The sequence below is a fragment of the Georgenia sp. genome, from assembly GCF_054605595.1.
This window is the reverse complement of sequence record NZ_JBTSDU010000091.1, coordinates 1-13,169: the sequence shown is the minus strand read 5'-3', so window position 1 is coordinate 13,169 and position 13,169 is coordinate 1. Positions and strand designations below refer to the sequence as shown.

At 72.5% G+C, this 13,169-nt stretch carries 14 protein-coding genes; 2 read left to right on the top strand and 12 right to left on the bottom strand.

The window, feature by feature from the left end; all coding sequences use genetic code 11:
- From ACYC1Z_RS10840 to ACYC1Z_RS10830, 3 genes are all read right to left on the bottom strand, one after another.
- A partial coding sequence (locus ACYC1Z_RS10840; protein WP_461409538.1) for an O-acetyl-ADP-ribose deacetylase occupies positions 1 to 407 on the bottom strand: 407 nt, incomplete at its 3' end.
- A 513-nt stretch (positions 408 to 920) separates the two neighbouring features.
- A complete protein-coding gene (gene dtd, locus ACYC1Z_RS10835) occupies positions 921 to 1,346 on the bottom strand; it encodes a D-aminoacyl-tRNA deacylase (RefSeq protein WP_461409537.1) in 426 nt (141 codons plus the stop codon).
- Positions 1,343 to 1,669, bottom strand: a complete 327-nt coding sequence (locus tag ACYC1Z_RS10830) for a DUF2516 family protein (RefSeq protein ID WP_461409536.1) — start codon at positions 1,667 to 1,669, stop codon at positions 1,343 to 1,345. Before ACYC1Z_RS10830 ends, dtd begins: the two co-directional genes overlap by 4 nt.
- Before the next feature lie 34 nt (positions 1,670 to 1,703).
- Between ACYC1Z_RS10830 and ACYC1Z_RS10825 the strand changes: the two genes are divergently transcribed.
- Entirely contained in the window at positions 1,704 to 2,135 is a 432-nt protein-coding gene (locus tag ACYC1Z_RS10825) for a QcrA and Rieske domain-containing protein (RefSeq protein ID WP_461409535.1), read from the top strand.
- Positions 2,136 to 2,142: 7 nt separating this feature from the next.
- On the opposite strand, the gene ACYC1Z_RS10820 is transcribed toward ACYC1Z_RS10825, so the two are convergent.
- The 4 genes from ACYC1Z_RS10820 to ACYC1Z_RS10805 are packed head-to-tail and all read right to left on the bottom strand — an operon-like array spanning position 2,143 to position 6,014.
- Positions 2,143 to 3,330 (bottom strand): FUSC family protein, encoded by a 1,188-nt coding sequence (locus ACYC1Z_RS10820; RefSeq protein WP_461409534.1) that lies wholly within the window; start codon positions 3,328 to 3,330, stop codon positions 2,143 to 2,145.
- A complete protein-coding gene (gene ygfZ, locus ACYC1Z_RS10815) occupies positions 3,327 to 4,646 on the bottom strand; it encodes a CAF17-like 4Fe-4S cluster assembly/insertion protein YgfZ (protein WP_461409533.1) in 1,320 nt (439 codons plus the stop codon). The genes ACYC1Z_RS10820 and ygfZ overlap by 4 nt, the downstream gene beginning before the upstream one ends.
- Entirely contained in the window at positions 4,643 to 5,236 is a 594-nt protein-coding gene (locus tag ACYC1Z_RS10810) for a heme-binding beta-barrel domain-containing protein (protein ID WP_461409532.1), read from the bottom strand. The genes ygfZ and ACYC1Z_RS10810 overlap by 4 nt, the downstream gene beginning before the upstream one ends.
- A gap of 22 nt (positions 5,237 to 5,258) precedes the next feature.
- Complete coding sequence (locus tag ACYC1Z_RS10805) at positions 5,259 to 6,014, bottom strand: hypothetical protein (RefSeq protein ID WP_461409531.1); 756 nt, start codon at positions 6,012 to 6,014, stop codon at positions 5,259 to 5,261.
- A 131-nt stretch (positions 6,015 to 6,145) separates the two neighbouring features.
- On the opposite strand from ACYC1Z_RS10805, the gene ACYC1Z_RS10800 reads away from it, so the two are divergent.
- Positions 6,146 to 6,871, top strand: coding sequence for a winged helix-turn-helix transcriptional regulator (locus ACYC1Z_RS10800; RefSeq protein WP_461409530.1), 726 nt, complete (start codon positions 6,146 to 6,148; stop codon positions 6,869 to 6,871).
- A gap of 352 nt (positions 6,872 to 7,223) precedes the next feature.
- Here ACYC1Z_RS10800 and pstB read toward each other — a convergent pair whose 3' ends face one another.
- The 5 genes from pstB to ACYC1Z_RS10775 form a co-directional block, all read right to left on the bottom strand.
- Entirely contained in the window at positions 7,224 to 8,003 is a 780-nt protein-coding gene (gene pstB, locus ACYC1Z_RS10795) for a phosphate ABC transporter ATP-binding protein PstB (RefSeq protein WP_461409529.1), read from the bottom strand.
- 71 nt (positions 8,004 to 8,074) lie between these two features.
- Positions 8,075 to 9,124 carry a phosphate ABC transporter permease PstA gene (gene pstA, locus ACYC1Z_RS10790; RefSeq protein ID WP_461409528.1) on the bottom strand — a complete coding sequence of 350 codons (1,050 nt, stop codon included), beginning with the start codon at positions 9,122 to 9,124 and terminating at the stop codon, positions 8,075 to 8,077.
- Entirely contained in the window at positions 9,124 to 10,110 is a 987-nt protein-coding gene (gene pstC, locus ACYC1Z_RS10785) for a phosphate ABC transporter permease subunit PstC (protein ID WP_461409527.1), read from the bottom strand. The genes pstA and pstC overlap by 1 nt, the downstream gene beginning before the upstream one ends.
- 262 nt (positions 10,111 to 10,372) lie before the next feature.
- Positions 10,373 to 11,467 carry a phosphate ABC transporter substrate-binding protein PstS gene (locus tag ACYC1Z_RS10780; protein WP_461409526.1) on the bottom strand — a complete coding sequence of 365 codons (1,095 nt, stop codon included), beginning with the start codon at positions 11,465 to 11,467 and terminating at the stop codon, positions 10,373 to 10,375.
- 244 nt (positions 11,468 to 11,711) lie between these two features.
- A complete protein-coding gene (locus ACYC1Z_RS10775) occupies positions 11,712 to 12,818 on the bottom strand; it encodes a phosphate ABC transporter substrate-binding protein PstS (protein ID WP_461409525.1) in 1,107 nt (368 codons plus the stop codon).
- Between the last annotated feature and the right edge of the window lie 351 nt (positions 12,819 to 13,169).

Here is a 13,169-nt window from a genome sequence, read left to right as displayed (position 1 = left end):
GCGATGCGAGCGACGTCGTCGACCGGCCAGCCGAAAGCGCCCGCGCTGATGGCCGGGAAGGCGACGGTGGCCGCCCCGATCTCGGCCGCGATGGTGAGGCTGGAGGTGAAGCACGCTGCGAGAAGCGCGGGGTCCGTCTCGCCCCGACGTGCATTGGGACCGACTGTGTGGATGACCCACGGGGCCGGGAGTCGGTAGCCGGCGGTGGGCACCGCATGCCCGACCGGCAGGCCGTCCGGCAGCTCGGTGCGGCGAAGCTCCAAGCACTCGGCGAGCAGTTCCGGCCCGGCCGCGCGGTGGATGGCGCCGTCGACCCCGCCCCCGCCGAGCAGGGATGAGTTCGCCGCATTAACGACGGCGGCGACGTCTTCGTGGGTGATGTCGCCCAGGACGGCTTCGATCTTCATCGTCCCATTCTGCCCGATCGCGGCCGCGGGATCCCGCACGTTGTGGACGGCGACACCCTTCCTGCCGGATGCCATCCGAGCGGTTCCACCCGCGCGGTTCCACCGAGCGCCCGCCGACGCCGACGCACGGCGGACCCAGTTCAGCGGCGCCGGTGGAGCAATCCTCGGGGGGTGCCTCTGACGCGTTCGAGCGTCTCGCGTGCGGTGTCGGTCGAGGATCACGGCACCAACGTGCTCCGGCCCGGCCACCGGGCCACCCGGCCACCCGGCCACCCGGGACACCCGGGACACCCGGACGCCGAGTGTGACGTTGAGGACCCTAAACAGGCACCCATAACGTCCACAACGACACATTCGACATCCAGCACCCTCACCGCGCGGCATCCTCACCGCACCGCACCGGCGTCCTCACCGGCAAGCAGTCGCCGGGCACCCAGCCACCCCGGGCACCCGGCTGCCCGGCGGACACATTCGACGGTCTGATTCTCCGGATGGGACCGACGGGCCCGCCCCTCAGACCTCGACGAGCACCGTGACCGGGCCGTCGCCGACCATCTCGACCGTCATGTCGGCCCCGAACCGTCCGGTCGCGACCTCGAGACCCCGGCCGCGCAGCGCCGTGGCTACCGCGTCGACCAGTGGCTCGGCCACGGGTCCCGGGGCGGCCGCGCCCCAGCTGGGCCGACGACCCTTCCGGACGTCGGCGTAGAGCGTGAACTGCGAGACGACGAGCACCGGTGCGGCAGCGTCGAGCACGGAGCGCTCCTCACGCAGGACACGCAGCTCGGCGACCTTGCGGGCGAGCTTCTCGGCCTCGGCGGGGCCGTCGTCGTGCGTGACGCCGACGAGCGCGACCAGGCCGGGCCGGTCGATCGCTCCGACCACCTCGCCGTCGACCGTGACGGTCGCGCGGGTGACCCGCTGAAGGACCGCCCTCACCAGCCGCCGCCCCGGCGCGGGGGGCGCCGCCCGCCGCTGTACCCGCGCACGGCCGGGCGGACGTCGGCGAGGTACACGCCCGCCGGCACGACCGCCAGGAAGCTGAGGAACCCCACGCTGCCCCCGCCGAACGGGATGCTGATGAAGCCCACCGCCGCGGCGATACCAGTGAGGACCAGCCAGAAGTTCTTGGTCCGCTTCCCCGCCGCGACGAAGGCGGCGGGGGGCCGCCGGGCGGCGTCCACCAGCGCCCACACCTCGATCCCGAACAGGGCCAGGCCGAGAAGGAACATCACGAGCCGCTGCAGCTCCAAGAAGATCACAGCAGAAGCCTAGCCGGGCATGGATGATGGGCCGATGAGCGCGACCGACCGGTCCACGAGCCGTCTCACCCGCCGCCAGGTCCTCGACGCCGGACTCGCCGCCGCGCCGATGATCGCCGTCGTCCCGATCCTCGCCGCGTGCGGTGGGGATCGCTCCTCCCCCGGTGCCAGTCCGCCCACCGTGGCGGCGAACGAACCGATCGCGGCGCTGGCCGACGTGCCCGTGGGCTCCGCCCTCGTGGTGGGCGAGACCGTGCTCGTGCAGCCGGAGAAGGGCACCGTGGCGGGCCTCAGCGCGGTGTGCACCCACCAGGGCTGCCTGGTCGCCGTCGACGCCACGGAGCTGGCCTGCCCGTGCCACGGCTCGCGCTTCGCGCTGGACGGCGCCGTGGTGCAGGGCCCGGCGTCTCGGCCGCTGCCACCGGTGCCGGTGCGGATCGAGGGCGCGGACGTCGTCGCCGGCTAGTCCGCCCTCAGCCTTCGGGCAGCTCCGACGTCGCCTGCCCGTGCGACATCCCGGCGATCTCCAGGCCGTCGACGGCGAGCGAACGCAGCAGCGACACGAGTGTCTGCTTGCGCCAGCCGTCCTCGGCGTACCGCTCGGGCGCGAGCTCCCCGGCGACCGCGACCAGGGTGGCGCGGGCGTGCTGGGGCGGGTCGCCGCGGCCCAACGCCGCGGCGAGCGACGTCATCGCCGTCGCGAGGGTCTCGACGTGGTCGGCGATGTCCGGTGCCGCGCCGTCCTCCTCGATCGCGACGACGGCGCGGCGGCTGACCACCCGCGTGTTGCGCATGGCGCGGTCGGTGAGCGTCGCGGCGTGCGAGAGGTCGTGGATGGTGCCCCGGTCCCCCCGCAACCCCGGGTTGACGCGCACCATGTCCCGGGCGCTGCGCATGGCGGACGCCCAGGAGTCCAGCGCCGGCTGCGAGCCACGACCCTGCGCGAGCGCGTCCGCGGCGAGCTGAGGGTCACCGGTCCGCATGCCGCGGGCGAGGGTGGTGAGCACCGCGGAGAGCTGGTCGAGCGTGTCGCGGGCCAGCGCCCGGGGCCGGCGGGTGATGTTGACCGGCAGCACCGCCGTCACGAGGATCGCCAGCACCGCCCCGACCAGCGCGTCGGACCAGCGGCCCAGCGCACCGTCAGCGGCGATGACCGAGGCGGGCATCGCCACGATGACCACGGCCTGCACGCCCGCCTGCGTGGTCAGCAGGATCCCGCGGTCGAGGAACTTGGCGATGAGCGCGGACAGCAGCAGCACCACGGTGATCTGGACCGGACCGGCACCGAAGAGCATGAGGAAGATCTCGCCGAGCCACACGCCCAGGGTCATCCCGACGCCGAACTCGACGGAGCGGCGCAGCTGGCGGTCCACGCTGTGGCCCAGCACGAGCCAGGCGGCGATGGGCGCGAACAGCGGGACGCGGTGACCGAACACCTCGGCCGAGACGAAGTACGCGACCCCGGCGGTGACCGCCGCGGTGAGGATGGGGACGAAGGACTCCTGGACGCGCCGGGTGCCGAGCCGGGCACGGACCGTCAGCAGGACCTTCCAGCGGCGCGCGTCCATCGAGCGCCCCAGGCCGGCGGCGACGAGCCGGGCCGCGCGGGCCGGCCCGGGCCGGGGCGTGCGTGCGGTCTGTTTGTCGCCGCTGTCGGTCATGGGTGCAGGTCGCGCCGACGTAGGCCGGCCCCGGGGCGCTCAGCGGGCCGGGCATCGGTGACGCCGTCCACGCCGACCACGACCTCCTGCGCGGCGGCCACGCCGGCGACGTCGAGCGTGGCGTCCGCAGGGACGTTTCGCTTGATGACGGCGAGGCCCACGGGGCCGAGCTCTTCGTGCCGCACCACCGAGGTGAGCCGCCCTACGACCTTCTCCCCGTGCCGGACCTCGGCGCCGACGTCCGGCAGCAGGTGGTCCGATCCGTCGAGGTGGAGCATCACCAGGCGGCGGGGTGGGCGGCCGAGGTTGACGACGCGGGCAACGGTCTCCTGCCCGCGGTAGCAGCCCTTGTCGAGGTGGACGCCGGTGCGGAGCCAGTCGAGCTCGTGCGGGATCGTGCGCTCGTCGACCTCGTGGCCGAGCCGGGGTCGCCACGCCTCCACCCGCAGGGCCTCCCACGCCCAGGTGCCGGCGAGGCGCCGGCGGGCCGTGCGGAGCCCGGCGGGGCTCGTGGCGGCCCGGTGGGCGAGCGCGGGGCTCGCAGGCGCGGGGCTCGCAGGCGCGGGGCTCGCGGCGGCCCGGTCCGCAGGCCCGTCACCCGCAGGCCCGTCACCCGCAGGCCCGTCACCCGCAGGCCCGTCACCCGCAGGTCCACCACCCGCGGACGCATCGGCGGTGCAGAAGGCGTCGACGACGTCGTCGAGCGCGTCACGCCGCACCAGGCTGAGGGCACGGTGGATGTCGGTGCCGGGGTGCTCGGCGTCGGGTGGGCCGTAGTGGGTGGAGCCGGGCGCCGTCCGCGGCCACGGGTCCTGCCAGGTGAGCACGTGGGCGGGGTGGGCCTTCAGCACGGCCCAGCCGCCGGCCGCGGTGCCGAGCACGGCGACGTCGTCGCGACGGGAGATCTCCACCCGCAGCATGAAGCGCATCTTCTCCAGGTGGTCCACCAGGCCCGCGACGTCGGCGGCCTCGGTGACGAGCCAGGTGCTCTCGCCGTCGTCCTGGACGGCGGGGGCGTGCTCGACGTGCCCGTTGACGTCCAGCAGCAGCAGCTCGGTGCTGACGCCGGCGTCGAGGCCGAGGAGGAGCTGGGCGCTGAGCGTGTTGAGCCAGCTGATGCGGTCCGGCCCGGTGACGGTCACGACGCCGAGCTGGGAGAGGTCGACGACACCCTCGCCCCGGGCGAGGGCCCGCTGCTCGTGCACGGGGTCGCCGTAGTGCAGCGCCACGCCTGCATCGGGCCCGGAGCCCTCGACCGCGCCGGGGCGGTCCAGCAGCGGGCTACGGAACGCGGGGGCGCCGTCGATGGTCGTCATGACTCTCCTTCGACACGGGTCAGCCGGCCGGAGCCGTAGGACTGCAGCTCCTGACCGAACGCGGCGAGGTCCATCGCCCACAGGAGGTCGTGCTGGACGAGCCCGTACATGCGGGTGGCGCCGGCGACCTCGGCGGCCGAGGCACTGCGCACGACGGCGTCCGTGGCCAGCTGCACCCGGGGCCCCCGCACGTTGCCGAGGTAGAGGCTCAGATGGCCCGACGGGTCGGCGACGACGACCTCGAGCGCCGTCTCCTCCGTGAGCGCGCCGTTGCCGGCCGCCGCCGCGACGGGTTGTGGGCGCCAGTAGGCGGTCTCGGTGGACCAGACCTCGGTCGGCACGAGGGCCGCGACCCCTTCGGCACCGGTCATCTGCTGGTCGACCGGCGCGGACGCCGACCGGTCCGTGAGCCAGAGGGTGCTGATGGCGCGCAGGTAGGGCCCCCCGTCGTGGTCGAAGCTCAGCTCCTGGACGAACGCCTGCTCCTCCACCCCCGGGTAGCCGAGCATGCCGAACCCGCGCCAGTGCCCGAGGAGCCAGGCGAGCGGGTAGCACTCCGGGGCGAGATCGTCCGGCAGGGTGAACACCATGCGTCCAGGCTACCTACCGCACTCACCGGTCGAGGAGCCCGCCCACCATGTACACGGGCACACCGACGACGAGGACGACCAGCAGCGCCGCCGCCAGCGCCGGCCGGAGGCGTCCGGAGGCGGGGAACTGGCCGAAGAGCACGTGCAGGGCGGCGGTCAGCACGCCGGTCGCGAGTCCCACGAGGCCGCCCGGCAGCATCCCGACCGATGCCAGCAGGTACCCGGTCAGCAGCCCGACGGCGCCGGCGACGACGGTGGCGAGCGTGCCCCCGAGCCGCAGGGGCGCGGGGATGGCGGTGCCGGCCGCGGCAGCGGCGATGGTGGCCGCGGCCGTGACCACGAGCGCCTGGTGCACCGGGCCGCCCGCGCCGGTCACCCACCCGGCCGCGGAGACGACGACGACGCCGCCCGTCACGATCCCGGCGATCGACTCCACGAGCCGGGGGCGGCCGTCCCGGCGCAGCATCTGGTGGGCGAAGGCGCCCACGACCGCCAGCCCCATCACCGTCGCGAGCATGGTGACCGAGCCGAACCGAGCCGTCGCGAGCGCGGCGAGAGCGGTCAGGGCGATGACGACGCTGCCGCCACGGTTGGTCGGCAGCTCCACGAGGCGGGGCCAGCCGGCCGCGAACGTGAGGGACAGCACGAGGACCACCACGGTCAGGGCCGTCGGGGAGACGTAGCCGGCGACGGCGACCAGCGCTGCCCCCAGCGCCGTGACGCTCGCCCGCGTCGGGGCGCTCATCATCGCGTACCCGCCCGGGACGGGTCCGCCCATGCGGGAGGGCGCGGGCTCGTGGGGTGCACGCGCCGATTGTGGCAGATCTCGGCGCGCGTGCCGGGACGGACGGCGGTGAGGCGGCCCCACGCCGCCCACTACAGTGACGTCCAGCCGGCCTGGGAGGACACGTGGCGGAGCTCGTGCTCATGACGTCGGAAGCCGACGGCGCCGCGTCGGTGCTGCCCTCCCTCACCCTGCTCGGCCACCGGGTGAGCGTCTTGGAGCTCTCCGCGTCCGCGATGCTCGAGGGCTCGGAAACGGCCGCCGCGGTACTCCTGGACGCACGCCAGGACCTCGTCACCGCCCGGAACCTGTGCCGGCTCCTCAGCGGGCCGATCGGCGCCCCGCCCGTCCTGCTGGTGCTCGCCGAGGGCGGGTTCACCGCCGTCTCGACGACGTGGGGCGCAGCCGACGTCATCCTCCACACGGCGGGCCCGGCCGAGGTCGAGGCCCGGCTCCGGATGATCGGGGAGCAGGATCGGCCCGACGTCGCGGTGGCAGCACCCGAACGACTCGAGGCGGGCGAACTGACGATCGACACCTCCGCCTACACCGCCCGGGTCCGGGGACGCACCCTCGACCTGACGTACAAGGAGTTCGAGCTCCTCAAGCACCTGGTGCAGAATCCCGGCCGGGTGCTGACGCGGGCCCAGCTCCTCCAGGAGGTGTGGGGTTACGACTACTTCGGCGGCACCCGCACCGTCGACGTCCACATCCGGCGGCTGCGGGCCAAGCTCGGCGCCGAGCACGACCAGATGATCGGGACCGTCCGCAACGTCGGGTACCGGTTCGACCTGCGGCGCGAGCACCTGACCGGGGATGCAGACCGGCCCGGGGACGTGGACGACTCCTGAGCGCGGCCCGGCCGCCCCGGCCGGACGCCATGGCCACCCGCACCGGACCGCGTGGCGGGCGCGGACGGGTCGGTGCGGTCACCCGGAAGGTCGCCGTCACCGAGCGGAGGGCCGGGGCGGCGAAGCGATGCGCGGCCGGGCCGGCTGACGTAGAGTAGTTGCGACGTCGGGCCGCGAAAGCCCCGGGCTCCAACACAAGCCGCCACGAGCGGCCTACGCGCCGACTGGCGCTCTCCGGCCCGGCGTCCTCACCACTTCCGCGCGACCGGCCGGCCTCTCGCCTGACCACAGCGGCTTCTCTGCCTGGCGAGCCGCCCAGTCACCGAAGCGGCCGGTCACCCGAAACGCCCGGTCACCCGAAACGGCCGGAGATGTAGTCCTCGGTGTCCTTGACGGACGGCGAGGAGAACATGACCTCGGTGTCGTCCATCTCGATGAGGTGGCCGGGCTTGCCGGTGCCGGCGATGTTGAAGAACCCGGTGCGGTCCGAGACACGCGCTGCCTGCTGCATGTTGTGGGTGACGATGACGATCGTGTACTCGTTCTTGAGCTCGGCCATGAGGTCCTCGATGGCCAGCGTCGAGATCGGGTCGAGCGCGGAGCACGGCTCGTCCATCAGCAGGACGTCCGGCTTGACGGCGATCGCGCGGGCGATGCAGAGGCGCTGCTGCTGGCCGCCGGAGAGCGAGGAGCCCGGTCGGTCGAGCCGGTCCTTGACCTCGTTCCACAGGTTGGCACCGAGCAGCGAGGTCTCGACGACCTCCTCGGCCTCGGCCTTCTTCATGCGCTTGTTGTTGAGCTTCATGCCCGCCAGCACGTTGTCCGCGATCGACATCGTGGGGAACGGATTCGGGCGCTGGAAGACCATGCCGACCTGGCGGCGCACCTGGACGGGGTCCACCTGGGGCGCGTAGAGGTTCTGCCCGTCCATCACGACCTGGCCCTCGACGCGGGCACCGGGGATGACCTCGTGCATGCGGTTGAGGGTGCGCAGGAAGGTGGACTTCCCGCACCCGGACGGGCCGATGAGGGCGGTCACCGAGCGCGGCTCGATCGTCATGTCGATGTCCTCGACAGCCAGGAAGTCGCTGTAGTAGACGTTGAGGTTCCTGACGTCGATGCGCTTGGACACGGGCGTTCCTTCCGGGCCGGAGGGGCGGGTCGCGGGGCTGGGGGCGGCGGGCGGGCGATGGGCAGCGACGGTCACGCCATGCCCTTCGGCGAGAAGTAGCGGCTGACCAGCCGTGCGGCGAGGTTGAGCAGCATGACGATGGCGACGAGCGTGAGGGCCGCGGCCCACGCGCGCTCGTATCCGACGCCGCCCTGGGCGTACTGCCGGTAGGCGAAGACCGGCAGGGTCGCCATCCGGCCCTCGAGGGGGTCGTTGTTGATGTTGGCGATGATGCCGGTCGTCATCAGGAGCGGGGCGGTCTCGCCGATCACGCGGGCGATCGCGATCATGACGCCCGTCGTGATCCCCGCCACGGCGGTGCGCAGCACGACCTTGACGATCGTGAGCCACTTCGGCACGCCGAGGGCGTAGGCCGCCTCGCGGAGCTCGTTGGGCACCAGCCGCAGCATCTCCTCCACCGAGCGCACCACCACGGGGGTCATCAGGACGGCGAGGGAGACCGCCCCCATGAAGGCGGAGCGGTAGGCCGGGCCGATGAGGATGGTGAAGAGCGCGAACGCGAAGAGCCCGGCGACGATCGACGGGATGCCGGTCATCACGTCGACAAGGATCGTGATGGCGCGAGCGAGCTTCCCCCGGCCGTACTCCACCAGGTAGATGGCGGTGAAGATCCCCAGCGGGATGGAGAAGACCGAGGCGAGCCCCGTCACCCAGAGGGTGCCGATGATGGCGTGCAGGGCCCCACCCTCGCGCATGTCGCCGAAGATGCCGGTCATGTCGGTGCTCAGGAAGTCCCAGCTCATCATGGCGACGCCCTCGGCGAGGACGATCCACACCAGGGAGACGAGCGGGATCATCGCAACCAGGAACGCACCGGTCACCAGAGAGGTGGCCAGGCGGTCCTTGGCCTCACGCTCGCCCTCCACGGCCCGGGACGCGGCCCAGTTCACGACGACGAAGAGGATCCCACCGACGAGGACCACCGAGGCGATGGTGGGCTTGCTGACGATGGTGAAGACGAGGAAGGTCACCAGCAGCGAGCCCGCCAGGACCGCCCAAGGAGTCCAGCCGGGCAGCTTGCCGACACGCTCGAGCCCGCTCGGGGCGCCGGTCGCGGGCATCAGTTCGCTCCTGAGAACTCGGCGCGGCGGGCGATGATCCAGCGGGCCACCAGGTTCACCCCGAAGGTGATGACGAACAGGGCGAGCCCGGTCGCGATGAGGACGTCCGAACCCAGACCGGAGGCCTCGGGGAACTGGTTCGCGATGTTCGCCGCGATCGACTGGTGCTGGCCGGGCTTGAGGATGAACAGGTTGATGAGGAAGCCCGGGGACAGGATCATCAACACAGCCATCGTCTCACCGAGGGCCCGACCGAGGCCGAGCATGGAGGCGCTGATGATCCCGGACCGTCCGAACGGGAGGACGGCCATCCGGATCATCTCCCACCGCGTGGCGCCCAGCGCCAGGGAGGCTTCCTCGTGCAGCCGCGGTGTCTGGAGGAACACCTCCCGGATGGTGGCGGTGATGATCGGCAGGATCATCACCGCCAGCACGATCGAGGCCGCCAGGAGGTTCTTGGCCGGGGCCTGGAACCCGGCGAAGACCGGGATGAAGCCCAGCGAGTCGGAGAACCAGGTGAAAAGGGGCTCGAGCACCGGCACCAGCCAGGCCATGCCCCACATGCCGTAGACCACCGACGGGATCGCGGCCAGCAGGTCGACCAGGTAGCCGAGGCCCTGTGCGGCCCGCCGCGGGGCGTAGTGGGAGATGAACAGGGCGATCGCGACGCTCATCGGCACCGCCATCAGCAGCGCGAGGACCGAGGAGAGCAGCGTGCCGAAGATCAACGGTGCGATGTAGCCGGCGAGGTTCTTCCCCCGCATGAAGCCGATCGCGTCGTAGTCGGCCTGCGAGGCGGTGATCGCCGGCCACGAGCGCAGGATCAGGAAGCCGGCGACGGCGGCGAGGATGAGGAGGATGGCCAGGCCGGCACCGGTGGAGACACCGGCGAAGACCTTGTTCCCGACGCGGCCCGGTGCGTCGCTCACCCGGACGGCGCGAGCTCTGCTGCCGGGTGGCGCCTCAGGGGTGCTGGCGGATGCCACAAGTCCTCCGGATGTCGGTCATCGGGTGGGTTGGTACTGGCGCGGCGGAAACGGTGTGATCGGGAGGTGGCTCGTGCCGGCCCGCCCGCGGGTGGATGCCGCCGTCGATCGGGCACCTACGGGATCCGGTCCCGGCAGGAACGACCCCAGGCTCGGTCGGCCGCCTGAACTGTAGGCAGCGCTGGTGTCCAGCAGGCGGGCATGAGGTGAACACGAGGTGAACGAGCTTTGTCGGATCGCTCACAGGCCCGTCGGACGCCGCTCACACCGCGCCGACCGAGATCCGCGCGATCGCGGCGTTCACCCGTTCGCGCAGCGCGTCGGAGATGGGGGCGGCGCCGGCGACGGCCGGGTCGGCCGCCCTGGCCTGCCCTTCCTCCGAGGCGATGTACTCCAGCAGGGCCTGCACGTTCTGAGCGTCCCGCTGGTTGTCGTAGGTGGAGCAGGCGATCTCGTAGGAGATGAGCACGATCGGGTAGGTCCCCGACGTCGAGGTGTCGCGGGCCAGGTCGATCGTCAACCGCAGGTCGGTCGCCCCCTCGCCCGGTGGGGACACGTCGACGACGGCGGCGGCGGCCTCGGGCGAGAACGGCACGAACTCGCCGCCCACCCCGACGGCCACGGTGCCGAACTCGTCGGGGACCTGGGCGGCGTCGGCGTAGCCGATGGTGCCCTCGGCGGCCTGCATGGTGGTGATGACCCCGGAGGTCTGGGCCCCGGACTGGGTGCCGGAGTTGGGCCACGTCTCGCTCGGCTCGTGGGGCCAGGCCGGCCCGGCCGCCTCGGCGAGGTAGTCGGTGAAGTTCTCCGTGGTGCCCGAGTCGTCGGACCGGTTGACCGGCACGATGGCCGCCGCGGGCAGCTCGATGTCGGGGTTGGTCTGCGCGATGGCCGGATCGTCCCAGGCGGTGATGTCGCCGTTGAAGATCCGGGCGAGGGTCTCCGGGGTGAGGTTGAGGTGGTTCGTCGCCAGCCCCGGGAGGTTGTAGGCCACGGCGATCGGGGAGATGTACAGCGGCAGCTCGACCACCTCGCCGCCGAAGCAGCGCTCGGTTCCGGCCGCGAGCTCCTCGGGGCTCATGGCGGCGTCCGATCCAGCGAAGAGCGTCGCGGCGTTGAGGAACATCTCCCGCCCGGTGCCGGAGCCGACCGGGTCGTACGAGACGAGCACCCGCGGGTGGCGTTCGTTCATCCCGGCCAGCCAGCCGGTCATGGCGATCTCCTGCGAGGAGGCACCGGCGCCGGGCAGCGCGCCGGACAGGCCGGAGTCGTCACCCCCGCCCCCGCAGGCGGCGAGGGCCAGGGTCACGAAGCCGAGCACCGCCACCCCGGACGTCCGACGGAATCCTGTCTGCACCGTGTCCCCTACCTCTGCGCGAAATCGGCCGCGCATTACTCTATGGGACGTCGGAGGCGGTTCCACCGCACCCCCGCGGTGACGCGTGACCCGAGCACGCGGCACACGCCGGCGAGGGGCGGTGCACCCGCCGTCGTGCGCCGTCACCTTCAGGAACGACCACACCTTCAGGAACGACCACGGGCGGGGTCGCGCGCCGCTGCAGCAGACGCGACCCCGCCCGTGGCGGTGACGATCAGTGTGGTCAGGCCACCGAGATCTGGTCGATCGCGGCGAGTGCCCGCGCACGCAGGTCGTCGGAGATCGGGGCGGAGCCGGCGACGGTCGGGTCCGCGGCGCGGTCCTGGCCCTCGGCACCGGCGATGTAGCTGAGCAGGGCCTTGACGTTCTCGGCGTCCTGCTCGTTGTCGTAGACGGAGCAGGCGAAGGAGTAGGACACGAGGACGATCGGGTAGGTGCCCGACTCGGTGGTGTCGCGCGCCAGGTCGATCGTCAGTCGCAGGTCGGTGGCGTCCTCGGCGGCCGGGGAGGCGTCCACGATGGCCGCGGCGGCCTCGGGGGAGAACGGCACGAACTCCTCGCCGACCTTCACGGCGACGGTGCCCATCTCGTCGCTCACCTGGGAGGCGTCCATGTATCCGACGGTGCCGGTGCCACTGAGGACGGTCTGGACGACGCCGGAGGTGCCGTTGCCGGACTGGGTGCCCTCGATCGGCCAGGTCTCGAGCGGACCGTAGGTCCACACGTCGGCCGCCACGGCATCGAGGTACTCGGTGAAGTTCTCCGTGGTGCCGGAGTCGTCCGAACGGTTGACGGGCACGACGGCGCCGGCCGCGTCGAGCGCGTCGGCGATGTCCGGGTTGGCCTCGAGGATGGCGGGGTCGTTCCATGCGGTGACCGTGCCGGCGAAGATGCCGGCGAGGGTCGCGGCCTCGAGGTCGATGTGCTGGCCCTCGAGGCCGGGGATCTTGAACGCGACGGCGATCGGGGAGATGTACAGCGGCAGCTCGAGGACCTCGCCCCCGAAGCAGCGCTCGGCGCCGGCGGCCAGCTCCTCCTCCTTGAACTTGGAGTCCGAGCCACCGAACGTGGTGGCGGCGTTGAGGAACATCTCGCGGCCCGTGCCGGAGCCGGTCGGGTCGTAGGAGACCTGGACGTCGGGGTTCGCCTCCGTGAAACCGGCGAGCCAGCCGTTCATGGCCTTCTCCTGCGAGGAGGCGCCGGCGCCGGCCAGGGTACCGGTGCGCCCGGCAGCGGCGGTGCCGTCGGTGGTGGTCGCGGCATCGGGCGTGTCCGAGCCGCACGCGGCCAGGGCGATCGCCAGGGTGCTGACGGCGGCAATTCCCGCCACGCGGCGAGTACCTGCAAGCTTCACGGTCAATTCCATCCCTCTGTGTCGGTGGGGCCGGCGGTGGACGGCCGACCAGGAAGCGACGTTAGGCACCGTGGGTGTCCGGCCGGCGGGCGGTCGGTGAACGGCTCATGAACTCCACGGGTCGCGTGCGTCACGGTTGCGCAACGGTGACCGGGACGGGCGGCTGCGGGATGGTCAGGCGGGAGCGCGGTGCTTCTCCAGCGCGACCACGACGGCGCGGCGCCGTGGCCGCTGGGAGAGGTGGATGACGAGGATCTCCGCCGTCTTGAGCCACGGGTCGGACTCGGGGACCTCCCGCATGATGCGGTGGGGGGTGTGGTCGGCGAT